At 75.3% G+C, this 24,227-nt stretch carries 24 protein-coding genes; 7 read left to right on the forward strand and 17 right to left on the reverse strand.

Features of this window, described 5'->3' with window-relative positions; all coding sequences use genetic code 11:
- Nucleotides 1-41: 41 nt before the first annotated feature.
- Nucleotides 42-1,580, reverse strand: a complete 1,539-nt coding sequence (locus ACI794_RS08225) for an acetolactate synthase large subunit (protein ID WP_456616106.1) — start codon at nucleotides 1,578-1,580, stop codon at nucleotides 42-44.
- 178 nt (nucleotides 1,581-1,758) lie between these two features.
- Here ACI794_RS08225 and ACI794_RS08230 point away from each other — a divergent pair, with 178 nt between their 5' ends.
- Nucleotides 1,759-2,055, forward strand: a complete 297-nt coding sequence (locus tag ACI794_RS08230; RefSeq protein ID WP_456616107.1) for a WXG100 family type VII secretion target — start codon at nucleotides 1,759-1,761, stop codon at nucleotides 2,053-2,055.
- 69 nt (nucleotides 2,056-2,124) lie between these two features.
- Here ACI794_RS08230 and ACI794_RS08235 read toward each other — a convergent pair whose 3' ends face one another.
- From ACI794_RS08235 to ACI794_RS08245, 3 genes are all read right to left on the reverse strand, one after another.
- A complete protein-coding gene (locus ACI794_RS08235) occupies nucleotides 2,125-6,465 on the reverse strand; it encodes an FtsK/SpoIIIE domain-containing protein (RefSeq protein WP_456616108.1) in 4,341 nt (1,446 codons plus the stop codon).
- An 82-nt stretch (nucleotides 6,466-6,547) separates the two neighbouring features.
- On the reverse strand, nucleotides 6,548-6,859 hold the full coding sequence (locus ACI794_RS08240) for an EthD family reductase (protein WP_456580748.1): 312 nt from the start codon (nucleotides 6,857-6,859) through the stop codon (nucleotides 6,548-6,550).
- Nucleotides 6,860-6,940: 81 nt separating this feature from the next.
- Nucleotides 6,941-7,876: a quinone oxidoreductase family protein gene (locus ACI794_RS08245; protein ID WP_456601519.1), complete on the reverse strand. Its 936-nt coding sequence runs from the start codon at nucleotides 7,874-7,876 to the stop codon at nucleotides 6,941-6,943.
- A gap of 324 nt (nucleotides 7,877-8,200) precedes the next feature.
- Between ACI794_RS08245 and ACI794_RS08250 the strand changes: the two genes are divergently transcribed.
- Complete coding sequence (locus ACI794_RS08250; protein WP_456616109.1) at nucleotides 8,201-8,905, forward strand: DUF4230 domain-containing protein; 705 nt, start codon at nucleotides 8,201-8,203, stop codon at nucleotides 8,903-8,905.
- 77 nt (nucleotides 8,906-8,982) lie between these two features.
- Here the strand turns inward: ACI794_RS08250 and ACI794_RS08255 are convergent, their stop codons facing one another.
- On the reverse strand, nucleotides 8,983-10,185 hold the full coding sequence (locus tag ACI794_RS08255) for an acyl-CoA dehydrogenase family protein (protein ID WP_456616110.1): 1,203 nt from the start codon (nucleotides 10,183-10,185) through the stop codon (nucleotides 8,983-8,985).
- Nucleotides 10,186-10,347: 162 nt separating this feature from the next.
- Between ACI794_RS08255 and ACI794_RS08260 the strand changes: the two genes are divergently transcribed.
- Nucleotides 10,348-10,710, forward strand: coding sequence for a DUF4190 domain-containing protein (locus tag ACI794_RS08260; RefSeq protein ID WP_456601522.1), 363 nt, complete (start codon nucleotides 10,348-10,350; stop codon nucleotides 10,708-10,710).
- Between the two features lie 10 nt (nucleotides 10,711-10,720).
- On the opposite strand, the gene ACI794_RS08265 is transcribed toward ACI794_RS08260, so the two are convergent.
- From ACI794_RS08265 to ACI794_RS08280, 4 genes are all read right to left on the reverse strand, one after another.
- Nucleotides 10,721-10,918 carry a hypothetical protein gene (locus ACI794_RS08265; protein ID WP_456616111.1) on the reverse strand — a complete coding sequence of 66 codons (198 nt, stop codon included), beginning with the start codon at nucleotides 10,916-10,918 and terminating at the stop codon, nucleotides 10,721-10,723.
- A gap of 233 nt (nucleotides 10,919-11,151) precedes the next feature.
- Nucleotides 11,152-12,105, reverse strand: a complete 954-nt coding sequence (locus tag ACI794_RS08270; RefSeq protein WP_456616112.1) for an HpcH/HpaI aldolase/citrate lyase family protein — start codon at nucleotides 12,103-12,105, stop codon at nucleotides 11,152-11,154.
- A 104-nt stretch (nucleotides 12,106-12,209) separates the two neighbouring features.
- Complete coding sequence (locus ACI794_RS08275; protein WP_456601525.1) at nucleotides 12,210-13,178, reverse strand: DMT family transporter; 969 nt, start codon at nucleotides 13,176-13,178, stop codon at nucleotides 12,210-12,212.
- Nucleotides 13,175-14,050 (reverse strand): PhzF family phenazine biosynthesis protein, encoded by an 876-nt coding sequence (locus ACI794_RS08280; protein WP_456616113.1) that lies wholly within the window; start codon nucleotides 14,048-14,050, stop codon nucleotides 13,175-13,177. The genes ACI794_RS08275 and ACI794_RS08280 overlap by 4 nt, the downstream gene beginning before the upstream one ends.
- A gap of 24 nt (nucleotides 14,051-14,074) precedes the next feature.
- On the opposite strand from ACI794_RS08280, the gene ACI794_RS08285 reads away from it, so the two are divergent.
- Both ACI794_RS08285 and ACI794_RS08290 read left to right on the forward strand, forming a co-directional pair.
- Nucleotides 14,075-15,313, forward strand: a complete 1,239-nt coding sequence (locus ACI794_RS08285) for a magnesium transporter MgtE N-terminal domain-containing protein (RefSeq protein WP_456616114.1) — start codon at nucleotides 14,075-14,077, stop codon at nucleotides 15,311-15,313.
- On the forward strand, nucleotides 15,306-15,851 hold the full coding sequence (locus ACI794_RS08290; RefSeq protein WP_456601527.1) for a DUF1003 domain-containing protein: 546 nt from the start codon (nucleotides 15,306-15,308) through the stop codon (nucleotides 15,849-15,851). The genes ACI794_RS08285 and ACI794_RS08290 overlap by 8 nt, the downstream gene beginning before the upstream one ends.
- A 101-nt stretch (nucleotides 15,852-15,952) precedes the next feature.
- Here ACI794_RS08290 and ACI794_RS08295 read toward each other — a convergent pair whose 3' ends face one another.
- Complete coding sequence (locus ACI794_RS08295; RefSeq protein WP_456580758.1) at nucleotides 15,953-16,264, reverse strand: AzlD domain-containing protein; 312 nt, start codon at nucleotides 16,262-16,264, stop codon at nucleotides 15,953-15,955.
- On the reverse strand, nucleotides 16,261-16,950 hold the full coding sequence (locus ACI794_RS08300) for an AzlC family ABC transporter permease (protein WP_456580759.1): 690 nt from the start codon (nucleotides 16,948-16,950) through the stop codon (nucleotides 16,261-16,263). Before ACI794_RS08300 ends, ACI794_RS08295 begins: the two co-directional genes overlap by 4 nt.
- 154 nt (nucleotides 16,951-17,104) lie before the next feature.
- Here ACI794_RS08300 and ACI794_RS08305 point away from each other — a divergent pair, with 154 nt between their 5' ends.
- A complete protein-coding gene (locus ACI794_RS08305) occupies nucleotides 17,105-18,256 on the forward strand; it encodes an Mrp/NBP35 family ATP-binding protein (RefSeq protein WP_456601529.1) in 1,152 nt (383 codons plus the stop codon).
- 219 nt (nucleotides 18,257-18,475) lie between these two features.
- Here ACI794_RS08305 and ACI794_RS08310 read toward each other — a convergent pair whose 3' ends face one another.
- The 4 genes from ACI794_RS08310 to sigE form a co-directional block, all read right to left on the reverse strand.
- Nucleotides 18,476-18,838, reverse strand: coding sequence for a twin-arginine translocase TatA/TatE family subunit (locus ACI794_RS08310; protein ID WP_456580761.1), 363 nt, complete (start codon nucleotides 18,836-18,838; stop codon nucleotides 18,476-18,478).
- A 61-nt stretch (nucleotides 18,839-18,899) separates the two neighbouring features.
- Nucleotides 18,900-20,429 (reverse strand): S1C family serine protease, encoded by a 1,530-nt coding sequence (locus ACI794_RS08315; protein ID WP_456601530.1) that lies wholly within the window; start codon nucleotides 20,427-20,429, stop codon nucleotides 18,900-18,902.
- Nucleotides 20,430-20,461: 32 nt separating this feature from the next.
- Nucleotides 20,462-21,031 (reverse strand): zf-HC2 domain-containing protein, encoded by a 570-nt coding sequence (locus ACI794_RS08320; protein ID WP_456616115.1) that lies wholly within the window; start codon nucleotides 21,029-21,031, stop codon nucleotides 20,462-20,464.
- The gene (gene sigE, locus ACI794_RS08325) at nucleotides 21,028-21,615 is read right to left on the reverse strand and encodes an RNA polymerase sigma factor SigE (RefSeq protein ID WP_456580764.1); all 588 of its coding nucleotides are present in this window, start codon (nucleotides 21,613-21,615) and stop codon (nucleotides 21,028-21,030) included. Before sigE ends, ACI794_RS08320 begins: the two co-directional genes overlap by 4 nt.
- A 196-nt stretch (nucleotides 21,616-21,811) precedes the next feature.
- On the opposite strand from sigE, the gene ACI794_RS08330 reads away from it, so the two are divergent.
- Complete coding sequence (locus ACI794_RS08330) at nucleotides 21,812-22,471, forward strand: O-methyltransferase (RefSeq protein WP_456616116.1); 660 nt, start codon at nucleotides 21,812-21,814, stop codon at nucleotides 22,469-22,471.
- A gap of 3 nt (nucleotides 22,472-22,474) precedes the next feature.
- On the opposite strand, the gene ACI794_RS08335 is transcribed toward ACI794_RS08330, so the two are convergent.
- Both ACI794_RS08335 and glgC read right to left on the reverse strand, forming a co-directional pair.
- Nucleotides 22,475-22,933 (reverse strand): SRPBCC family protein, encoded by a 459-nt coding sequence (locus tag ACI794_RS08335; RefSeq protein WP_456616117.1) that lies wholly within the window; start codon nucleotides 22,931-22,933, stop codon nucleotides 22,475-22,477.
- Between the two features lie 4 nt (nucleotides 22,934-22,937).
- Entirely contained in the window at nucleotides 22,938-24,158 is a 1,221-nt protein-coding gene (glgC, locus tag ACI794_RS08340; protein WP_456580767.1) for a glucose-1-phosphate adenylyltransferase, read from the reverse strand.
- Between the last annotated feature and the right edge of the window lie 69 nt (nucleotides 24,159-24,227).

Below are 24,227 nucleotides of genomic sequence, written 5' to 3' on the forward strand. Positions count from 1 at the left end.
GACCGAGGGAACCGGATAGCCGGGTCTCGGGACGAGGACGCTCAGCGCAGCGTGGCGACGATCAGGTGCGGGCCGGGCTCGGCCAGCGCCTGGCGCAGCTGCTCGGCCAGCTCCTCGGCCGTCCCCGCCCGGCTCGCCGGCACCCCCATGCCCTGCGCGATCGACACGAAGTCCAGCCGCGGGCCGCCGAGGTCGAGCAGCTTGCGGGCCCGCTCGCCGTCGTTGGCCGCGCCCACCCGCGAGAGCTCGTGCTCGAGGATCTTGTACGAGCCGTTGTCGCAGATGATCGTCGTGATGTCGGCCTGCTCGCGCGCGTAGCTCCACAGCGCCGAGATCGTGTACATCGCGCTGCCGTCGGCCTGGATGCCGATCACGGGACGGTCCGGGCACGCCACCGCCGCACCGAGCGCCATCGGCAGCCCGTCGCCGATCGCGCCGCCGGTGAGCGCGAGCCAGTCGTGCCGTGGCCCGGCCGAGGTCATCTCCGTCAGCCCGGCGCCGGAGGTGAGGGCCTCGTCGACGACGATCGCGTCCTCCGGCAGCAGCGCGCCCACCACCGCGGCCATCGTGCGCGGGGTCAGCGCACCGGTGGGCAGCTCGGGTCGCTCGAAGTCGGCGACCTCGGGCTTCGCGTCGGGCGCGACGACGTCGGCGAGCGCCCGCAGCGCGGCGGTGCCGTCCTCCCCCGGGGCGCTGAGCACGTGCACCGCGCAGTCCTCGGGCACCGGATGGCCGGGCACGCCCGGGTAGCCGAAGAAGTGCACCGGTGCGGTGGCGCCGGCGAGCACGAGGTGCCGGGTGCCGGCGAGGGCGGCCATCGCCATCTCCGGCGGGTAGGGCAGCCGGTGCAGGTCGGGCAGGCCGGCGCCCCGGGTCGACCGGGCCGGGAAGGTCTCCACCATCAGTCGGACGCCGGTGCCCGCGGCGACCTGCGCGGCGGCCAGCTGACCGTCCTCGCCCATGACGTCGCCGCCGAGCATGAGCACCACCGGCTCGCCGGAGCGCACCACCGCGGCGACGTCGTCCACGACCGACGGGGCCACCCGCGGCCGCGGGCGCACCGGGCGCGGCCGGGCCACGGCGGCGCCCTCCTCCCAGGAGACGTCGGCCGGGAGCACCAGCGTGGCGACGCCACCGTTCGCGATGGCGGCCACCGCCTCGGCCGCGTCGGCGGCGACGTCGGCGGGCGAGAGCGAGCGCCGCACCCAGGTGGAGAAGGTGCCCGCGACGGCGTCGATGTCGGACTCCAGCGGCGCGTCGAGCCGTTTGTGCGAGCGCGCGTGGTCGCCGACGACGTTGAGCATCGGCGCCCGGCCGCGGCGGGCGTTGTGCAGGTTGGCCAGCCCGTTGCCCATGCCCGGGCCCAGGTGCAGCAGCGTCGCGGCGGGCCGGCCGGTCATGCGCGCCCAGCCGTCGGCCGCGCCGGTCGCGACCCCCTCGAAGAGGGTCAGCACGCCGCGCATCTCGGGGACGTCGTCCAGGGCGGCGACGAAGTGCATCTCCGACGTCCCGGGATTGGCGAAGCAGACGTCGACGCCCGCGTCGACGAGGGTCCGGATCAGTGCCTGTGCGCCGTTCACACCTGCCGACACTGGCACGCCCTCCGCGCGGGAGCGACCGGAGCCCCCGACGGCGTCCGCACGGGCCCCCTCGGGCCTGTGGACAACCCCCGAAGTGGCGCTGTTCCCGCTGTTACGTTCCGCCGCACATCCGCTCCCGCCGGTGCCCGGTGCACCCGGACCTCCCGATTGGACTCACATGGCGAACGTCAACGTCACCTACCACCAGATGGAGGACGCCGCCGGCCGGCTCACCAACGGGCGGGTCGAGATCGACAGCATGCTCGCGCAGCTCAAGAGCCTGGTCGACCAGCTCGTCGCGGACGGCTACGTCACGGACTCCTCCAGCCGCAGCTTCCAGGCCTCCTACGACGAATTCACGACCGGCGCCCGCACCACGGTCGCCGGCCTCGACGGCATGGCCCAGTACCTGACCCAGGCCGCCGCCACGTTCCGTGAGGCCGACGCCCAGCTCGCGGGGGCGCTCGGCCGCTGACCGCAGCACCACCCGACGGCCGCCTCGCCCCGCGCGAGGCGGCCGTCGCCGTTCCCGGGCCGGCCGCGGTCAGGGTGCGGTGGGGACGGCGACGGTGAGCAGGGCGCCGTCGCCCAGGTGCAGCAGCCCGCGCCCGGGCCGGACCGCCCCGCCGACGGCGCTGCGGGGCACCCGCACGCCGATCAGGTCGCCGTCGGTGCTGCCCTGGGGGGAGAGCAGCACGCCCTGCCTGGCCTTCCTCGCCTCGACCTGCCAGCCCGACAGCCCGGTGCAGAGGGCGTCGGCGTTCCCGCCCAGCACCAGGGCGCGGCGGGGCACGGCTCCCCGCAGAACCTCGCGGAAGACCTCGGCCGCGGGGCAGTCGCGCAGCACCTCGCCGTCGTCGAGGAGGAGCACCAGCGGCCGGCCGGGGTCGGCGGTGAGCAGCTCCCACCACCGGTCGGCCGGGGTGGCGGGGTCGACGACGACGTCGAGCACGCCGGGCCGCCCGGCCAGCGCGCGCAGCGGCGAGGCCTTCGGCGCGCAGAGGACGACCGGGGTGCCCTGCCGCAGCAGCGACTCCGCCATGACGACGAGGACGGTGCTGCGGCCCGAGCGCGCGGGCCCCGCGACCACGAAGGCCGGGCCCCGATCGACCAGGTCGGGTCCGGCGCCCACCAGCTCGTCGCCGCCGACCCCGACCAGCGCGAACCCGGCCCCGGCGCCGGCCGGGCGCAGGTCCCACGCCGCCTCGAAGCCCGGGCGCGCGGGCAGCACGTCGACGCGGAAGGGCCGGGCCGAGCGCGGCACCAGCGCGTCGCGCACGTGGGCGTCCTTGGCGATCCCGGCGAGCGCCGCGGCCTGCCCCGGCCCCGACTCGTCCTCCGCGAGCAGCGCGACCTGCGTCTCCACCGCCCCGTCGACCGCGACCGCCCGGCCCGGTGGCAGCCACCCGGGCACCTGCCGGCCGGCCACGCCGACCAGCGGGTAGTCGCCACGGTCGGCCAGGCGCATGACGAGCTTGCCGTCGGTGAGCGACGAGAGCCGGCCGGTGCCGAGCGACCGGTCGCCGGTGACCACGGCGGAGATGCCTGCGGAAGCGCCCTCGCGGACGATCGCCAGCAGGACGTCGGTGAGCCGGCCGCCGTCCACCTCGCCGAGCGCCGGGGTGAACCCCTCCCAGCGGTCGAGCAGCAGGAGCACGTGCGGCAGCCGCTCCTCCGCCGGCACCGAGCGGCGCTGCTCGGCGACGTCGGCGAAACCGTCCTCGGCCAGCACCTGCTGCCGGCGCTCCAGCTCCCGGGCGAGCCGGTCGAGCAGCCGGGCCGCGCGCTCGGTCTCCGCACGCGTCACCACGGCGCCGCAGTGCGGCAGGTCGGTCAGCGGCAGCAGCGCGCCGTTGCCGCAGTCGAGGGCGTACAGGTGCACGTCGGCGGTCGAGCACCGCGCGCCGACCGCCCCCGCCAGCGTGCGCAGCAGCTGCGAGCGCCCGCTCCTCGGCGAGCCGATCACCAGCAGGTGCCCGTCGACCGCGGGGTCGAAGGCGGCCACCCGCCGCTCCTGGCTCGCCGGCAGGTCCTGCAGGCCGTAGGGCAGCCAGGTCGCCGGGGCCCCGGCCGGTGCCGCGAGGTCGGCGGCCTGCACCCGGGCGGGCAGCGCCGGCAGCCACGGGCTGCGCTGCGCGGGCACGGCCTCGGCCTCCGCCGCGCCGCGGACGGCGTCGACCAGCACCGACAGGTCGGTGACCTCGACGTCGGACGCGCGGGTCGCCGTCGCCGGCTTCCGCGGTGGCGCGTACCCGAGCTGATGCCAGCCCAGCGGGACGACGAACGGCGCGGCCGCGGCGACGGCGCCCTGGCCGGGCCGGCGTCCTCCGATGCGGCCCGCCTGGAAGGGCACCAGCGCGCCGTGCCCCGGCCGCGCGAACCCGCGGCCCGGCGCGGACCTCGGGATCCGCGCCGCGTCCGGCGCGTCGAGCACGTCGCTGCTGTCCGCGCCGTCGGTGACCCGCAACGAGATGCGCAGGTTGGTGTTGGCCCGGATCTCGGGCGACACCACGCCGCTGGGCCGTTGCGTGGCCAGGAGCAGGTGGATGCCCAGCGACCGGCCCCGCTGCGCGACGTCGACCAGCCCGCTCACGAAGTCGGGGAGCTCGCGGGCCATCGACGCGAACTCGTCGATGACGATGAGCAGCCGCGGCAGAGGCGGGCGGCCGGGCTCGCGCACCTGCGACTCGACGTAGTCGTCGACGTCCTTCACCCCTGCGGCGGCCAGCCGGTGCTCGCGGTAGGTGAGCTCGGCCCGCAGCGAGGTGAGCGCCCGCTGCACGAGGTGGGCGTCCAGGTCGGTGACCATGCCGACGGTGTGGGGCAGGTCGACGCAGTCCTTGAACGCGCTGCCGCCCTTGTAGTCGACCAGCACGAAGTTGAGCGCGTCCGGCCGGTTGGCCACCGCCAGCGACGCGATCATCGTCTGCAGCAGCTCGGACTTGCCCGCGCCGGTGGTGCCGGCGACCAGCCCGTGCGGCCCGTCGGTGCGCAGGTCGAGGGTGAACGGCCCGTGGATGCCGGCACCGGCGACGAGCCGGGTGGTCCGCCCCTCCAGCTGCCAGCGCGCCCGCACGCCGTCGACGCTGGGCGGCTCGAGCCCGAGCAGGTCGAGCAGCCGCGCGCTGCCGGGCAGGACGGCGTCGTCCTCCTCCAGGCTCACGTCGCGCAGGGGGGCCAGCGCCCGCGCCGCCCGCTCGGCGAGCTCGGCGGGCACGGGCTCGGCCAGCACCGCGGGCACCGGGTCGTGGCCGCTGCGCCGGAGGACCAGCCGGGCCTCCTCGGCCGGGTCCAGCACCGCGGTCGCGGTCGCCGCCTCGGGGAGGAAGCGCTCCTCCTCGTCGGCGCAGACGGCGTAGACGGCGACGGCGGGGCCGTCCTGCAGCACCTGGGCCAGGCCGGGGGTGGCCCGCAGCGCCCGGAAGCCGTGCACGACGAGCACGTGCGCCGGGAAGGACTCCGGGAGGGCACGCCCGCTCCCGGTGCTCGCGGCGCGACGGGCCTTGATGAGCGCCGTCAGCTCCGCGACCCGGGCGGTCACCGTCTCCGCGTCGTTCCCCACCGAGGCGACCGGTCCCTCGCCGTCGGCCGGGCGGACGTGCGGCAGCCAGCGCACCCAGCCCCAGTCCGCGCTCCCCCGCGCGGCCAGCAGGGTGAGGGCGAGGTCGCGCGGCGGGTGCGCGATCGCCAGCTGCAGCACGGCCCAGCGCAGCAGTCCCGCCAGGGGCCCGGCCGGCCCCGCCAGCCCGACGACGCCCGCCTCGCGCAGCGGCACCACGGCCGGGACGGCGTGCACGGTGCGCTGCTCCGGCGGCTCGCCGGTGCCCGACCGGACGGTGACCACCACGCGGGCCGGGAGATCGGCGGCGCCCAGGCGCAGGTCGAGGGCGTCGGGGTCGGTGCGGCGCCGCTCCCACAGCCGCCGGCCCGGCAGGAGGGCGGTGAGCAGCGCGGTCGCCGGGTCGGGGTGGGCGTCGCGCCGGCGAGCGGTCTCCTCGGCGATGGCCTGCTCGATCCGCTGGTGGGCGAGGGCGAGCGCCCGCTCGTGCTCCTCGCGCTCCCGGCGCTGGTCACGGGCGCTCTGCCGGCGGTCGGCGACGGTGCTGCCGACCATCATCACCGGGCCGGCGACGGCGAAGACCAGGTACAGCGGCGAGCGCATGACGACGGCGAGCACGACGCCGACCAGCACCGGCGCCAGCACCATGACCCACGGGAGCCGGCGCGGCTCCCGCCCCTTCGGCGCCTGCGGCAGCTCGATGCGCACCTCGCGCGCCGACGGGAGCAGCCGCGGAGCCCGCACGAACGCGCGCGCCCCGGGGCCGGCGGGCTCGACCGCGGCGTCGGCGACCGGGGCCGGACCGATGACCAGCTGGGTGTGGCCGAGCTGCACCACCTGACCGGGCGCCACCGGCACGTCGTCGTCCTCGGGCACCGGCGCGCCCTCGAGCGTGGTGCCGTTGGCCGAGCCGAGGTCGCGCAGCCTCGCGCCGTCCGCACCCAGCCGCAGCAGGGCGTGCCGCCGGGACACCGCCCGGTCGGCGAGGCCGAAGCCGCCGTCGCGGCCGAGCTGGTGCTCACCCATCGGCAGCCCGGCGACCAGGCCGCTGCACGGGCCGCTGAGCACCCGCAGCTGCCACCCGCGCGGAGACCGGTCGGCCGTGACCGGGGCCAGGTGCACGACGATGCCGTCGACGAGCGCGCTCTCCCCCACCGGCTGGTCGTCGTCCAGCCGCGCGCCGGCCAGCCACAGGCCCTGGGCGGGCACGCCGGCCACCCGGGCCAGCTCCTCGCCGACCCGGCCGACCGGCGCGTCGTCGTCCACGTCGACGACGACGTCGAGCGACGTGCCGTCGTCCTGGGCGACGCTCAGCTGGACCCGCACGCCCGGACGGTAGGCGGACGCGCCGCTCCGGGGCCGTCGGCCTGTGGAAAACGCCCGGGCGCGGGACACCCGCCCGGGCGGGTCAGGTCGCGGTCTGCACCTCGAAGTGCACGAAGGACACCCCGCCGGTGGCGAAGTTCGCGAGGTCGGCGCCGGCGGCCCGGCCCTCGGGCGAGGACAGCGCCTCGCCCATGGCCGCCTCGGAGTCGAAGTCCAGCTCGGCGACGAGGTAGGGCGCCGGCTGGGCCGGGTCCATGGCCTTGCCGTGCCCGAAGGTGACCTGCACCAGGCCGGGCTGCTTCAGCGCCAGCGGCACGTGGGTCTCCCGGTAGTAGGCGTCGAACGCCGCCGGGTCCTCCGGGGTCCCGTAGCTGACCACCAGCCTGTGCACCATCTCGACCGACCTCCGCTCTCCCGGGCTCCGTCGCCCGGTCCGTCCGCGCAGCCAACCAGGTCAGCGGTCCCCGGCGCGACCTCAGAAGGTCAGGACCAGGCGCCCGCGCACGCCGCCGGCCTCGAGCAGCCGGTGGGCATCGGCCGCCTGCTCGGCCGGGAAGGTGCCCGCCACCCGCAGCGTGAGCACTCCCTCCTCCACCTGCCGGCGGAGCCGGTCCAGCGCGGCGCGGTCGGTGGCCACCCGGCGCACGAGGGTCGGGAAGAACCGCAGCCCGCGTTCGCCGTTGCCTCGATAGCCGCGGACGGTCGCGACCGCTCCCCCGTCGCGCACCGCCGGAAGGACCACCTCGTCCTGCACCGAGCCGTCGGCCAGCCCGTGGACGCCCTCGGGGTAGTGCTCGCGGATCCGGCCGGCGACGTCGTCCCCGCGCCGCACCACGACGTCGGCACCGAGCCCGCGCACCAGCTCCTCGTCGGCCTCCGCCGCGTCGGCCACCACGGTGAGCCCGTCGGCCTTCGCCAGTTGGACGACGTACCCGCCGTAGGCCCCGGCCGCGCCCGTCACCGCCAGCACCTCTCCCGGCCGCAGCCCCATGAGGTCCAGCGAGAGCCGCGCGGTGAGCCCGTTCATCGGCAGGGTCGAGGCCTCCACGGCGGTGGCCCCGGCCGGCGCGCGGACGACGGAGTCGCCCGGCAGGACCTTGTCCTCCCGGTAGCCGCCGTAGGGGCCGAACGGGACGACGATCCCCATCGCCAGGTCACCCACGGCCAGGTGGTCGACGCCCTCGCCGAGCTCGGTGACGACGCCGGCGACGTCCATGCCCGGCACCCACGGCGGGGTCTTCACGGGGTCGCGCCCGGCGTAGGCGCCGCTCCGGGCGTGGGTGTCGGTCGGGCTCACCGCGGCCGCCTGGACCCGCAGCCGCACCTGCCCCGGCCCCAGGGGCTCGGGTTCCACGTCGACGATGTGCAGGGCCTCGGGCCCGCCGAACTCGGTCACTCCGGCTGCGCGCATGACTCTTGCCTACACCCCGGTGCCGCACCGGCAGCGAGCGACGCCCAGGGCGACGGTCCCGGTCCCGGGCACAGTCGCCCTCTGCCCAGCCCGGGTGGGCAGACACCGACTGTGCCCGGACATGCATCGGCCCGGCTCACCGACCCGGTCGAGGCGGCGGCCGCCACGGCGGTGGCAGCGTCGGCCGCGACCCCGGCAGCTCGGAGGGCGTGGCCCGGGCGGACCCGACCGACACGCCCACCGGCGGAATACCGACGACCGTGGCGGCGCTCACACATCCGATCATCCCGTCGCAATCCCTGGCCCGATTCGCGAGGTGTCCGCGTGCCCGCACTCCTGACCGACCGTCCCAGCGCTCCCGCCACCCCGGCCGCCCGTCGCCGCGTACCCGTCCGGCTGATCGGTGCCGGCGTCGCCGTGGCCGTCGCCGTTCCCGTCGTCTCCGCCGTGGGCGGCTGGATGTCCGACTGGGGCTCGCCGCTGGAGCCGCAGGTCGTCGACCGGAGCACCCCGGCGCTGCTGATCGCCCTCGACGACCTCTCCGAGTACCACGCCGCCACGGCGGACCTGCAGGTGATGGTCGACCTCGAGGTCGACACCCCCTGGGTGCCGTCGGTCATCAGCGGCGAGCGGGTGCACTTCCTCGCGACCGGCACCGCCAACGCCTATGTCGACTTCGAGGGCCTGGACGACGGCGCCGTCACGCTCTCCCCCGACGGCGGGTCGGCGACCATCGTGCTGCCCGCGCCGGAGCTGTCCGAGGTCCGGATCGATGCGGACAGCAGCCGGGTCGTCGACCGCGATCGCGGGCTGGTGCAGCGGGTCGGCAGCGCGCTGGTGGAGAACCCGACCGACGACAGCGACCTCTACGCGGTGGCCGAGCGGCGCCTCGCCGCCGCCGCGGCCGACAGCGACGTGCTCGAGCGGGCGGAGACCAACACCCGCGCCATGCTCGGCGCGCTGGCCCGCTCCCTCGGGGTCGACGACGTCACCGTCGAGTTCGAGCCACCGGCCCGCGACGCCGGTTGAGACGGGCCCCGTCCGCCCGCCCTCTGCAGGGCCCCGCCGCGAGCCTGCGCGTGGTGGGACCCCGCAGAAGTGCGTCCTCAGCCCTTGAGCTTGTAGGTCTTGAGCAGACCCCGGCTGATGATCGTCTTCTGGATCTCGCTGGTGCCCTCGCCGATGAGCAGGAACGGCGCCTCGCGCATGAGGCGCTCGATCTCGTACTCCTTGGAGTAGCCGTAGCCGCCGTGGATGCGGAACGACTGCGTGGTCACCTCGGCGCAGTACTCGCTGGCGATCAGCTTGGCCATGCCGGCCTCGACGTCGTTGCGCTTGCCGGCGTCCTTGAGGCGGGCGGCGTTGACCATCATCAGGTGCGCGGCCTCGACCTTGGTCGCCATCTCGGCCAGCTGGAAGGCGATCGCCTGGTGCTGGGCGATCGGCTTGCCGAAGGTCTCCCGCTGCTGGGCGTAGGCGACGGCGAGCTCGAAGGCGCGGATGGAGATGCCGCAGGCGCGCGCGGCGACGTTCACCCGGCCGACCTCGACGCCGTCCATCATCTGGGCGAAGCCCTTGCCCGGCGCGCCGCCGAGGATGTCGGCGGCCTCGGCACGGTAGCCGTCGAACACCAGCTCGGTGGTGTCGACGCCCTTGTAGCCCATCTTGTCGATCTTGCCGGGGATGGTGAGCCCCGGCTTGACCTCGCCGAAGCCGGCCGGCTTCTCGACGAGGAACGTGGTGAGGTTCTGGTGGGCCTTGTCCGCGCCCTCGTCGGTGCGCACGAGCGCCGCGACGAGGGTGGAGCTGCCGCCGTTGGTCAGCCACATCTTCTGGCCGTCGATGACATAGGTGTCACCGTCGCCGTCACGTACTGCCCTGGTGCGGATGCCGGCGACGTCGGACCCGAGGCCCGGCTCGGACATCGAGAACGCACCGCGCACCTCACCGGTGGCCATGCGGGGCAGGTAGTGGTCCTTCTGCTCCTGCGTGCCGTGCTGCTTGATCATGTACGCGACGATGAAGTGCGTGTTGATGACGCCGGAGACGCTCATCCAGCCGCGGGCGATCTCCTCGACCACGAGCGCGTAGGTGAGCAGCGACTCGCCGAGGCCGCCGTACTCCTCGGGGATCATCAGCCCGAAGATCCCGAGCTCCTTGAGCCCGTCGACGATCTCCTGCGGGTAGACGTCGCCGTGCTCGAGCTCCTGCGCGTGCGGGATGATCTCCTTGTCGACGAAGCTCCTGACCGTCGACAGGATCTCCTGCTGGATGTCGGTCAGGTCGGCGGTCTGGGCCAGACGGGTCACAGGTTCGCTCCTCGGGGACTCCGGTGTCCGGGTTACCGGTGAGTATGGAGCACCCGGCCCCCCGGCTCTGCGTGCCCTCGGTCACTCCCCGCGGGCGACGGCGTGCAGGCGAACTCGCGGGGGTCGGACCGCCGGCGGCCGGCGCGAGCTAGCGTGCCCCGCGTGACCTCCCGCGACGAGCCGCCCCAGGGCGGCCCCGGCTACGGCCCCCCGCCGGGCTACGGGCCGCCGCCCGGCTACGGGCAGCCCTACGGCCCGCCACCCGGGTACGGCCCCCCGCAGTGGGGCCGGCCCACCAACACCCTGGCGATCCTCGCGCTGATCATGGCGTTCGTCTTCGCGCCCGCGGGGCTGGTCCTGGGCATCGTCGCCCGCCGGCAGATCCGCCAGACCGGCGAGGACGGCGCCGGGCTCGCGCTGGCCGGGATCATCGTCGGCGGCCTGGTCACCGGCTTCTTCGTGCTGATCATCCTGCTCTGGATCGTCGCCTTCGCGGCCCTCTCCAGCGGGGGCTTCGGCCCCTGAGGCGCCCCGGCTAGATCTCGCCGACGAGCACGCGCCCGAGCGTGTGGATGATGTTCGGGATCTTCGCGTGCTCGAACCCGACGCTCTGGATGGTGGTGGTGTCGGCCTCGGGGTCGACGATGATCTGGATGACGGGCTTGCCGCCCGACGCCGCCAACATGGCATGGATCGTGCGGTCGGCTTCCCGCGTGATGACGTCCTCGGCCATCGACCTCACCTCTCGCCACGCTTCCGGGCGCTGACGGTGCTCCAGCGGACACGGTCCGCGCAGGCCGCCGGCACCACAAGCCATCACGGCGCCCGCCGGACCACTCGGCGACGGGTCGTCACCGGGCGCGTCCCCGCATTTGCGGTCGGTTCGGTATCGACTTCACACCGGCCCGACGACGGCGGCCACCCGGACCCACCGGGCGGCCGCCGTCTCGTGTCCCTCGGAGGAGGTCACGCCTCCGGCGGGGTGAAGGACGACGTCCGCTGCAGCCCGGCGGCCCGCCCCTTGCCGGCGATGACCAGGGCCATCTTGCGGCTGGCCTCGTCGATCATCTCGTCGCCGAGCATCGCGGAGCCCTTCTTGCCACCGGCCTCCGACGTCGCCCAGTCATAGGCGTCGAGGATCAGCTCGGCGTGGTCGTAGTCCTCCTGCGACGGCGCGTAGATCTCGTTGGCGGCGTCGATCTGGCCCGGGTGCAGCACCCACTTGCCGTCGAAGCCGAGCATCGCCGACCTCTTGGCGACCTCCTCGAAGGCGGGCACGTCGCGGACCTGCAGGAAGGGGCCGTCGATGGCCTGCACGCCGCGGGCGCGGGCGGCCATGAGGATCTGCATGAGGATGTAGTGGAACGGGTCCCCCGGGTAGTCGGGGTGCAGCGCGCCCACGACCAGCGACTTCATGTTGATGCTGGCCATGAAGTCGGCGGGGCCGAAGATGATCGTCTCGATGCGGTTGCTGGCGAAGGCGATGTCGTTGACGTTGATCAGGCCCTGCGCCGTCTCGATCTGCGCCTCGATACCGATGCGGCCGACCTCGAGCCCGTTGCTCTTCTCGATCTGGGTGAGCAGCATGTCCAGCGCCTTGACCTGGGCGGCGTCCTGGACCTTCGGCAGCATGATGCAGTCGAGGTTGGCGCCGGCGTCGCCCACGACCTCGAGCACGTCCTGGAACGTCCACTCCGTCGTCCAGTCGTTGACGCGGACGGTCCGGATCTTGTCGCCCCAGCCGCCCTCGTTCAGCGCCGCGACGATGTTCTTGCGGGCGCCGGGCTTGGCCAGCGGCGCGCAGGCGTCCTCAAGGTCGAGGAACACCTGGTCGGCCGGCAGGCCCTTGGCCTTCTCCAGGAACCGGGGGTTGCTGCCCGGGACGGCGAGGTTGGAACGACGGGATCGGAGCTCGGCCACGGTGCCTCCGCTGGTCGACGACGTTGGTCACCGGAGGGTAGCGACGACGATCCCCGGCCACGGACCCGCATTGATCATCGGCCGTCGGGCGACGGTGGCCTTTCTCAGGTGGCGGGCTCGACCAGCGTCGTCGGGCGGCCGGCCCGCACCACCAGCGCCACCCCGGCCACCACGAGGAGCACCCCGGGGAGCGCGAGCAGCGGGGGCACCTGCTGCAGCAGCACCAGGGCGAACAGGAGCGCGCCCGGCACCTCCAGCAGGACGGCGAGGCTCACCACGGTGGGGCCCACGGAGGAGAGCACCAGGTTCAGCAGCGTGTGGCCGAACAGCTGGGCGGAGACGGTGATCGCCGCGATCAGCCACCAGTCGCGCGCCTCGAACCCGGTCAGCGGCGCGTCGACGAGCAGGGCGGCGACGGCGATCACGACCGCGCAGACCGAGTAGCAGACGACGGCGTACGCGGAGGTCGCCAGCCGCTGCCGAGCGCGGGCCCCCGCGAGCACGTACCCGCCCGCGCAGATCGCCCCGAGCAGGGCCAGCGCGTCACCGGCGAGCGCCTCCGCGCTCACCGTCACGTCCACCCCCACGATGAGGACGACGCCGGCGAACGCGAGGAGCAGCCCCCACCACACCGCGGCCGGCAGCCGGACCCCGGAGACCCGCGCGGCGAGCGCCGTCCAGATGGGGGTCGTGGTGACCAGCGCGACCGAGGCGGCGACGGTGGTCATCGACAGGCTGGGCAGCCACGCGGCGAAGTGCGCCGCGAGGAAGAACCCCGCGACGACGGAGCTCCGCAGGTCGCGCCACCGGAGCCCGGTGAGGGTGGACCGCTCACCGGTGAGGAGCACGGGGACGAGGAGTGCGGCGCCGGCGGCGTTGCGCCAGAAGGCCAGCGCCAGCATCGGCGCGGCGACCATCGCGGTCAGCGGCGCCGACAGCGAGACGCCGACGACCGCGAGGGCGAGCAGGCCGAACTCCCGGCCCCCCGGACGGTGCAGCGCCCAGGCGGTGCCGGCCCCGTCCAGAGGTTCCCGCCGAGCGGAGCGAGGTGCGAGGGGAACGGGGTCCTTCACCAGCGGGGCACCCGGATGCGGCCGGACGCGACCGGCACGACCGCGCCACGCACCGTGGCGGCGACCGCCCGGCTGCCCGCGGCGGTGACGGTGCACTCGAGGACCGAGGGACGCCCCATCCGCTCCCCCTGCCGCACGGTGTAGCCGGACGTGCCCTCACCGGCGAGCAAGCCGCTCTCCACCAGCCACACCCCGGCGCCGAGGGCCGCCGAGCCGGTGGCCGGGTCCTCGCCCCAGACCAGGTCGCGGGCGAAAACCCGCGCGCGGGCGGTGGCCGTGGCGGCGTCCCAGGAGAGCACCGACACTCCCTCCCCCACGTCGAACCCGGCGAGCGCCTTGGCTTCGGGGGCGGCGCGGTCGACGGCGTCGGGGCAGACCGAGAGGTAGGCGAACGGCAGGCCGCAGCCGGCGACGTCGGCGGGCACACCGGTGAGGTCGTCCGCGTCCAGGCCGAGCGCCGAGGCGAGCGCGGCGGAGGGGGGACCGTCGTCGAGGGTGGGCCGGCCGCCGGAGAGGGTCGCGCCCTCGCCGTCCACCACGACGTCGAGCACCCCGGCACCGCACTCCTGGCGCAGCAGGCCCGCCGGCAGCCGCCCGGTGCGCACCAGCGTGTGCGCCGCACCGACGCTCGGGTGGCCGGCGAACGGGAGCTCGGCGTAGGGGGTGAAGATCCGCACCCGGTAGTCGGCCCCGGGCTCGGTCGGGGCGCACAGGAAGGAGGTCTCCGAGAGCGCGAACTCGTTCGCCAGGGCCTGGCACTGCTCCGTCGTCAGCTCGTCCGCCCCGAACACCACGGCCAGCGGGTTGCCCGCGAACGCACGCGGGGCGAAGACGTCGACGACCTCGTAGTCCAGCTCGACCGGGGCAGCCACGGCCCCGACGGTAGCCTTCCGACCGTGACCACGGCGACGAGGGCGTACGTCTCCCGGCTCGCCGGGCTGACCGTCTTCGACCCCAACGGCGACCGGGTCGGCAAGGTGCGCGACGTCGTCGTGGGCCTGCGCGTCGGGACGGCCTGCCCCCGGGTGCTCGGCCTCGTGGTCGAGGTGGTCGCGCGGCGGCGGATCTTCGTCCCGATGGGCCGTGTGACGACCCTGGACCCGGGCGCGGTGCTGCTCGCCTCGGGCACGCTCAACCTCAAGCGGTTCGAGCAGCGGGCCGGCGAGACCCTGGTGCTCGGCGAGCTGCTCGACCGGCGGGTGACGATCAACGAGTCCGGGCGCCCCGCGTCGGTCGTCGACGCCGCCATCGAGCAGACCCGCACCGGCGACTGGCTGCTCTCCCGCGTCGCCGTCCAGGAGCCCGGCCGGCTCGGCCGGCGCGGCCAGCTCCACCAGCTGGAGTGGGACGAGGTGACCGGGCTCGCGCTGCCGCAGACCGGGCAGGGCGCCGAGACGCTGATCGCCACCTACCGCGAGCTCAACGCCGCGGACATGGCCCACGCCCTGCAGGAGCTGCCGATCAAGCGGCGGCACGAGGTCGCCGAGGCCATGGACGACGAGCGGCTGGCCGACGTCCTCGGCGAGCTCCCCGAGGCCGAGCAGATCACCATCCTCGGCACCCTCCAGGAGAGCCGGGCCGCCGACGTCCTCGAGGAGATGGACCCCGACGACGCCGCGGACCTGCTCTCCGAGCTGCACGCCGTCGACCGGAACCGGCTGCTGGAGCTGATGGAGCCCGACGAGGCCGAGTCCGTGCGCCAGCTGCTCAAGTACTCCGAGGACACCGCCGGCGGGATGATGACCAGCGAGCCGGTCATCCTCTCCCCGGACGCGACGATCGCCGAGGCGCTGGCGCGGGTGCGACAGGAGGAGATCACCCCGTCGCTGGCCAGCCAGGTGTACGTCTGCCGCCCGCCGTCGGCCACGCCGACCGGCCGCTACCTGGGGCTCGCGCACATCCAGCGGCTGCTGCGCGAGCCACCATCCACGCTGGTGAGCGGCGTGCTGGACGACCTCGAACCGCTCAAGCCCGAGACCCCCCTGGCCGAGGTCACCCACTACTTCGCGACCTACAACCTCGTCGCCGCCCCGGTCGTCGACGCGCAGGGCCGGCTGGTGGGCGCGGTCAGCGTGGACGACGTCCTCGACCACCTGCTCCCCGACGACTGGCGGGAGCGGGCCCGCCGTGGCTGACGGCCCGCGGCTCGACGTCCCCCGCAGCGGCGCCCACCGGTTCGGCAGCTTCCTGCGCCTCAACCCCGACGCCGTCGGCCAGTTCGCCGAGGGCATCGCACGGTTCCTGGGCACCGGCCGGTTCCTGGCCGTCCAGACGATCCTCGTCGTCGTCTGGATCTCGCTCAACGTCTTCGCGGTGCGGCTGCGCTGGGACCCCTACCCCTTCATCCTGCTCAACCTGGCCTTCTCGACCCAGGCCGCCTACGCCGCGCCGCTGATCCTGCTGGCGCAGAACCGGCAGGCCGACCGCGACCGCGTGCAGGCGGAGGAAGACCGGGCTCGGGCGGCGTCGACCCGCGCGGACACCGAGTACCTGGCCCGCGAGCTCGCGGCGCTGCGGGTGGCCGTCGGCGAGCTCGCGACCCGCGACTTCATCCGCGGCGAGCTCAACCGCCTCGCCAGCGAGGACGGCGACGACAGCGAGAAGCGCGAGAAGAAGCGCAAGAGGCGGGAGCGCGAGGAGGCCGAGGCGCGCGGCGGCGCGGCCCCGGTCTAGCCAGGCCCGGCCCAGGACGACCACGAGCAACAGCGCCACCACGGCGTCGACCACGCCCCGCACCGGGTGGACCAGCGCGCCGGCGCAGTCCGACGCGCGCGTCAGCCCGTGAGGAGGTGCACCCCCGCGCCCGCCGCGCCGGCGAGCAGCAGCACCACGATGAACGGCGCGCGCAGCGCCAGGGCCAGCGCGGCCACCACCAGGCCGGCCAGGCGGCCGTCCACCACGATCCGGTCACCGCTGGTCAGCCCCTGGACGACGACCAGCGCGGCCAGCAGCGCGGCGGGCACGAAGTCCACGACCCGGGCCACCCACGGCTGCTCCACCCAGGCCGCGGGCACCGAGAGCCCCGCCAGCTTGAGCAGGTAGCAGCCGGCCGAGGCGACCAGCACCGCGGTCCAGGTCGCGCTCACGGGGCCACCGCCCGTCGCGGGCGCCCGGCCAGGGCCACGGCGACGACCGCGGCGACCACCTGCACCCCGGGCGGCACGTACGGGGTGAGCGCGAGCGCGACGACCGCTCCCCCGACCGCGACCCGTCGCTGCACCGCGGGCTCGGCGAAGCCACGTCCCAGCCGGGGCCACAGCAGCGCGAGGAATGCCGCCGGGACGACGGCGTCCAGGGCCGCCCGCGCCGTGCCGCCGAGCGCCGCGGCACCCAGCGCGCCGACCGCCGTCGTCACGTTCCAGGTGAGGTAGAGGGTGGCGCCCCCGACGAGGAACGCCAGGCGGGCCAGGGCGCGGTCGGGTGCGGCCAGCGCGAGGGCCGTCGTCTCGTCGATGACCCAGTGCGCCGAGCCCGCCCGGCGCAGCGCGCCCCGGGGACGCAGCAGCGGCACCAGGCGCACGCCGTAGACGGTGTTGCGGGTGCCCAGCAGCAACGCGCTGCCGACGGCGGCCAGCGGGCTGCCGCCGGCGCCGAGCACGCCGATGAGCGCGAACTGCGAGGCGCCGGTGAACATCACCGCCGACAGCACCACCGCCTGCCAGAGGTCCAGCCCGGCGGCGTCGGCCGCGGCGCCGAACGCCACCCCGTAGAGGCCGACGGCGAGCCCGAGGCCCACCGCGTCCCGCAGGGTCTCGGCACGGTCGGGCTGCACGACGACGACCCTAGTTGCGCCCCAGATCACCCTCCGCCGGGCCGTCGGGTCCGCGTGCCGCCGTAGAGTGGCAGGCGACCGATCGCGCGGGTCGCCGCTCCGGCCGCGACCACCGGACGCCGGTCCCCCGCTCGTGAGGAGACAGACGAACACGATGTCCGACCAGCTGACCGGCACACCCGCGCTCGACGCCGTCAACGCCGCCCTGGCCACCGTCCAGGACCCCGAGATCAACCGCCCGCTCACCGAGCTCGGCATGGTCAAGGACGTGCGGATCGGGCCCGACGGCTCGGTCGCCGTCGAGGTCTACCTGACCGTCGCCGGCTGCCCCATGCGGGAGACGATCACCAACCGGGTCACCCAGGCCGTGGGCGCGGTCCCGGGGGTGACCTCGGTGCAGGTCGCCCTCGACGTGATGAACGACGAGCAGCGCGCCGAGCTGCGGAAGACGGTGCGCGGCACCGACGCCGCGGACCCGGTGATCCCCTTCGCGCAGCCCGGCTCGCTCACCCGCGTCTACGCCGTCGCCTCCGGCAAGGGCGGCGTCGGCAAGTCCAGCGTCACCGTGAACCTCGCCGCGGCCCTGGCCAAGCGCGGGCTCTCGGTCGGCGTCGTGGACGCCGACATCTACGGCCACTCGGTGCCGCGGATGCTGGGCGTCGACGACAAGCCCACGCAGGTCGACAACATGATCATGCCGCCGCAGTCCATGGGCGTGAAGGTCATCTCGATCGGCATGTTCACCCCGGGCAACACCCCGGTCGTGTGGCGCGGGCCGATGCTGCACCGCGCCCTGCAGCAGTTCCTGGCCGATGTCTGGTGGGGCGACCTCGACGTGCTGCTGCTCGACCTCCCGCCCGGCACCGGCGACGTCGCGATCTCCATCGCGCAGCTGCTGCCGAACGCCGAGATCCTCGTCGTCACGACCCCGCAGCTGGCCGCCGCCGAGGTGGCCGAGCGGGCCGGTGCGATCGCCACCCAGACCCACCAGCAGGTCGTCGGCGTCATCGAGAACATGAGCTGGATGGACCTCCCCGACGGCTCGCGCGTCGAGGTGTTCGGCTCCGGTGGCGGGCAGACCGTCTCCGACGCGCTGACCCGCACCCTCGGTGCCCGGGTGCCGCTGCTCGGCCAGATCCCGCTGGACACCCGGCTGCGCGAGGCCGGCGACGCCGGTGCGCCGATCGTGCTCGCCGACCCGGACTCCCCCGCGGCGCAGGCGCTGGAGAAGATCGCCGAAGGCCTCGCCGTCCGCCAGCGCGGGCTCTCGGGCATGTCGCTGGGGCTGACCCCGGTCCGCCACTGAGCGGTGCACGACCCTCGCGGGGTCGGTTCCCGGACGTCCGGGGACCGGCCCCGCGGCGTCTCAGGACCGGGCCCGTCCGCTCGCGCCGTCGTCCTCCCTCCCCGCGGCGCGTCCTCCCTCACCGTCTGCCCTGAGGGAGGACGCGCGACGATCAGGTCACCTGATCCCGGCGGCGGGGGGCGAGCGCGCGGCCTGGAAGGCCTGTGCCGGCCCCTGGGACTACGTCGCGTCGACGTCGAAGGGCGGGGGGACGCTGCGGTCGCGGGCCTGGGCGGCGACCACCGTCGCGGCCGTCGCGCCGCCCGCCCTGGCCGCGGAGACCGGCGGCTCGTCGTCGCCGAGCAGCTGTTCGCGGATGAAGGTGCGCGGGTGGTACTTGCGCAGGTCCAGGTCGCGGAGGCCCTCGAAGTCCTCACCCAGGGAGTCGTTGACCTGCGCGCGGACGCCGGTGATGGCACCGCGCATGCGCTTGAGCCCGGCCGCCGCTTCCTTCGCGAGGTCGGGGAGCCGCTCGGGCCCGAAGATGAAGAGCGCCGCGAGCGCCAGGACCAGGATCTCGCCCCAGCCGATCGAGTCGAACACCGCGCTCCCCGCTCCTCCGGCCGCCAGCGCTGACGGTGGTCAGCGTAGCCGCCCCGCCGGCCTACGCGGCCCCGAGCGTCACCTCGACCGTGCGCGAGCTGCCGCCCCGGACGAGCTCGACCGCGACGACGTCGCCGGGCTGCCGGGCGTCGACGGCGACGGAGAGCTCCTCGGAGCTGCCGACCCTCGTGTCGTCGACGGCGATGATCACGTCCTCCTCGCGGATCCCCGCCTGGGCCGCCGGGCTGCCCGGCTCGACGTTGACCACGAGGGCGCCGTCGCGGGTGCCGTCGGTGACCGAGCGGGCGTTGACGCCGAGCGTGGCGTGCACGGCCGAGCCGGTCGCGATGAGCTGCTCGACGATCCGCTTCATGGTGTCCACCGGGATGGCGAAGCCCAGGCCGATGGACCCGCCCGCCCCGGTGGAGGCGATCGCCGTGTTGATGCCGACGAGCGCGCCCTCGGCGTCCACCAGTGCCCCGCCGGAGTTGCCCGGGTTGATCGGCGCGTCGGTCTGCACGGCGCTGATGACGGCGTTGGTGTCGGTGCCCTCGCCGGAGAGCCGGACCGGGCGGTCGAGCGCGCTGACGATCCCGCTGGTGACCGTGCCGGCGAGCCCCAGCGGCGAGCCGATGGCCACGACCGGGTCGCCGACGATGACGTCGGCCGACCGGCCGAGGGTCGCCGTCACCAGGCCGGGCTTCTCCACCTTGATGACGGCGAGGTCGCTCGCCGGGTCGCGTCCGACGATGCGCGCGGCCGAGCCGCTGCCGTCGGAGAAGACCGCCCGGATCTCGGCGCCCTCGATGCCGTCGGCGCCGGAGATGACGTGGTTGTTCGTGACGATGTAACCGTTCTCGCCGTCGATGACGACCCCGGAACCGGTGGCACCGGCCTGACCGACGCGCACCTCGATGGAGACGACGGCCGGGATCACCGCCTCGGCGATGTCGGAGACCGGGCTCTGCTCGCCGGTGCGGCCGGGGTCGACCTGCGCCAGCGTCGTGCCGGGGGTGAACAGCGGCGTCTCGTCGGCGGTCCGCGTCAGGTACCAGCCGACCCCGCCGCCGAGGATCCCGACGAGCAGCAGTCCCAGCACGGCGAGCGTGGTGAGCCGGACCGAGAGGTCGCGCAGCCGCACCTTGCGGCGGCCCTGCGGGTCGATGACGACCGGGCCCGGCTGGTTCTCCTCGTCGTCGTAGACGGCGGGGGCGCCGAGGCCCGCCGGGGACGACGGGTCGCGCCACGGGTCCTCGCGCGCGTCGGCCTTCCACCACGGCCCGGTGGCGGTGCGCCGTCGACCCGGGCGCCCGCCGGGGGGTTCCTGCAGCCCTCCGCGGCCCGGCGCGGGCGGACCGAAGGCGCGCAGCAGCGCCTCGGGCGGCGGGGGTGGGACGGGGCGCGGCGCCGGCGGCGGGCGGTCGCCGGCGAAGCTGCCCGCCACCCGCTCGGGCCGCCCGAAGGCGCCCGCCTGCGCGGCGGTCGGCCGCGGAGCGTCCACGGCGCGGGGCTCCAGCCGGGGCGCCGTCGACTCGTCGAAGGCCCCCGACTGACCGTCGGGGCGCGCGTACGCGCCGGCGTCGCCGGGCACCGGTCCCTCGGACGGGTCGTGCCGGGTGCTGCTCAGGGCGTGCCGCCCGGTGAGCCGAGCCCGCCGGCGTTGCCGACGGTGACGGTCCGGAGCACCGGCGGCGCGACCTCGGTCTGCTGCTCGGGCTGCACGGGGTCTGCCGCGGGCGCGCGGCCGGCGTCACCGGGAAGGGTGAGCGCCAGCGCGGTCACGCCGGCACCCAGGCCGACCATGGTCCCGGCGACCCCGCGGCGGAACCAGCGGGCACCCGCCGACCCGCGACGGCGCGCACTCTCGGTGAGGTCGAGGGAGAAGGCGCCGGAGCTGCCGGTCACCGTCAGCTCCCCGGCCGAGGCGCTCATGGCCCCGGGACCGGAGCCGGCGCCCGGCACCTCGGCGGTGAAGGGGATCGCGCAGAGCCGGGACATGAGGTCACCGGGCATGGCGACGTCGGCCGAGCCGTGCAGGGCGTCCTTGGCCTCGCGCTGCGCGGTCACGGCCATGCGGCAGCTGGCGCAGCCGGCGAGGTGCCGGGCCGCCCGCGCCGCCGGCCCGGCGCCGAGCTCGCCGTCGACCAGCGCGGCGATCGCCTCCTGGGCCAGGTGGCTCTCCGGGATGCTCACGCCCCCACCTCCCCCGGGACACCGGCACGGCGCGGGGCGAGGTGGGCCAGGGCCTCGCGCAGCTGCACCCGGCCCCGGTGGATGCGGCTGCGCACGGTGCCGAGCTTGATGCCCAGCGTGGCGGCGATCTCCTCGTAGGTGAGGCCCTCGATGTCGCAGAGGACCACGGCCACCCGGAACTCCGGGGAGAGCGCGTCGAGGGCCGCCTGGACCTGCGGGTCGAGGTGGGTGTCGGCGTAGACCTGCTCGGGGCTCGGCGCCCGGCCGGGCAGCCGCTCGGTGTCGTCGGGCAGCGCGTCGAACCGGATCCGCTGGCGGCGGCGGACCATGTCGAGGAAGAGGTTCGTGGTGATGCGGTGCAGCCAGCCCTCGAACGTGCCCGGCGAGTAGTCGGCCAGCGAGCGGAACACCCGCACGAAGGTCTCCTGGGTCAGGTCCTCGGCGTCCTGCGGGTTCCCCGACAGGCGGTAGGCCAGCCGGTACACGCGCGCGGAGTGGTCACGGACGACCTGCTCCCAGCTGGGCGCCACCCAGCCCTCGTGCTCCGCCGCGGCGGCGGGCTCGGGAGCGGTGGACTCGGGCACGCCACCAGGATCGCAGACAGGACCGCCGGCGACCTCCGCGGCGTCGGCGGGGCGGGACACGGATCGCATCAGGCGCACGTCCTGATCAACGGACGGCGGGCTCACCTGTGTTCCCGCGCACCGCGACTCCCAGGAGACGCACAGGTCCGCCCGCGCACACGGCCCGGCGGCCCCGGGCCACTACCCTCGGCCGGTGATGAGCGCCGATCAGCCGCCACCCCCGGGCGGCACCGACCAGGGCGCCGCCTACGCCGACCGCTTCGCCACCGAGTCGCCCGAGATGCAGGCCGCCCGGAGGCGCGCGCAGTTCCTCTCGGGCCCCGCCCCGGTGGAGCCGCCCGTGGGCGCCACCCTGGCCGTGCTGGCCGCCACCAGCGGCGCCCGTTCGGTGGTCTCGATCGGCAGCGGCGGCGGGCTGGCCGCGCTGTGGCTGCTGCGCGGGATGCGGCCCGACGGCGTGCTCACCGCGCTCGACGGCGACCCCGAGCAGCTGCGCGCCGCCCGCACGGCCCTGGCCGAGGCCCGGGTGCCGGCCAGCCGGGCGCGGCTGATCTTCGGCACCCCCGGCGAGGTCCTCCCCCGGCTCTCCCCCGGCGGCTACGACATGGTCTGCTGCGCCGGCCCGCCCCGGGAGTACGCCGAGCACCTCCCGGCCCTGCTCGCCCTGGTGCGGGTGGGCGGCAACCTGACCTGCCACGGGCTGCTCGAGGGCGGCAGGGTCGCCGACCGCACCGCCCGGGACCTGCAGTCGGTGGCCTGGCGGGAGATCGCGCGGACCATCCGCGACGACGAGACCCTGCTGCCCGCCGTCCTCCCGATCGGCTCCGGCCTCCTGGTGGCGACGAAGCGCGCCTGACCGCTACGACCGCTCGAGCAGCTCGCGCAGGCGGGCGAGGTCGGCGCGGTTGGCCCGCCGGATCGCGGCGGCCAGGAACGGGGAGGCGAGGGCGGGGAAGCCTTCCGGGCGCCCGCGGTTGCGCAGCGTCATCCGGGTGCGGTCCCGGGCGAGCTCGTCCCAGGTGTAGGTGGTCTCCATGGGGAACGGCCCCTGGGTCGTGCGCATCACCAGCCGCTCGCCGGGCACGAGCTCGGCCACCTCGTAGGTGTAGGCCAGCCGCCGGCGGAGGAACCGGGCCACGAAGTCCACGCGCGACCCGACGGCGACCGGCGGAGCGGTCCGCCACTCGACCGAGTCGATCGTGCGGTACCACTCCGGCGCGCGACCGGGGTCGCCTGCGAACTCGGCGACCTCGGCCCGGGGGCGGTGGATCACCGTCTCGGTGACGACGTCGACGTCCCGCGCCATCAGGCCCGCCATCCCCTCAGACGTAGGCGCGGATGCCCTTGCCGACGACGGTGATCCCGCCGGCGCTCACGTGGTAGCGCTCGCGGTCGAGCTCGTGGTCCAGGCCGATCCGGGCGCCGGGCGGCACGACCACGTTCTTGTCCAGGATGGCCCGACGGACCTGCGCGCCCTCGCCGATGTAGGCGCCGTCCATGACGACGCTGTCCTCGACCCGCGCGCCCCGCTCCACGCGGACCCCCGGGGAGATCACCGAGTTGCGCACCGAGCCACCGCCGATGATGGCGCCGGCGCTGACCATCGACTCCTCGGCCCGGCCACCGAGCACGAACTTCGCCGGCGGGCGCTGCGGCGGCAGGGTGTAGATCGGCCAGCGGTCGTTGTAGAGGTTGAAGACCGGCGAGACCGACACCAGGTCCATGTGCGCGTCGTAGTAGGAGTCGATCGTCCCGACATCACGCCAGTAACCCTGGTCCCGCTCGGTGGCACCGGGCACGACGTTGGTGGAGAAGTCGTAGACCCACGCCTCCCCGGCCTCGGCGAGCATGGGCATGATCGAGCCACCCATGTCGTGCACCGAGTCGGCGTCCTCCGCGTCGGCGCGCAGGGCCTCCAGCAGGGCGTCGGTGGTGAAGACGTAGTTGCCCATGGAGGCGAAGCTCTCCTCGGGCGAGTCGGGGAGCCCCGGCGGGTCGGCCGGCTTCTCCAGGAAGCCCCGCACCTTCCCCTCGGCGTCGGAGTCGATGACGCCGAACTCCGTCGCCTCCCGCCGCGGCACCCGCAGCCCGGCGATGGTGACGCCCGCCCCCGTCTGCAGGTGCTGGTCGACCATCTGGGCCGGGTCCATCCGGTACACGTGGTCGGCCCCGAAGACGACGACGACGTCGGGGCGCTCGTCGTAGATCAGGTTGAGGCTCTGGAAGATCGCGTCGGCGCTGCCGGTGTACCAGCGGGGGCCGAGCCGCTGCTGGGCCGGCACGGGGGTCACGTAGTTGCCGAGCAGGCTGGACATGCGCCAGGTCTGGGTGATGTGCCGGTCGAGGCTGTGGCTCTTGTACTGGGTGAGGACGGCGATGTGCCGGATGTCGCCGTTGACCAGGTTGGAGAGCACGAAGTCGACGAGCCGGTAGTTGCCCCCGAAGGGGACGGCCGGCTTCGCGCGGTCCTGGGTCAGCGGAGCCAGCCGCTTTCCCTCACCGCCCGCCAGGACGATGCCGAGAACCCGTGGACCGCCGCGCATGTCCGCAACGTAGCGGCTGGGCCGTCCCCCCGCCGCACGCAACCCCCGCCCCGCGGCCCGGCCGCCCCC

The sequence above is a fragment of the Blastococcus sp. SYSU DS0541 genome (assembly GCF_054050875.1).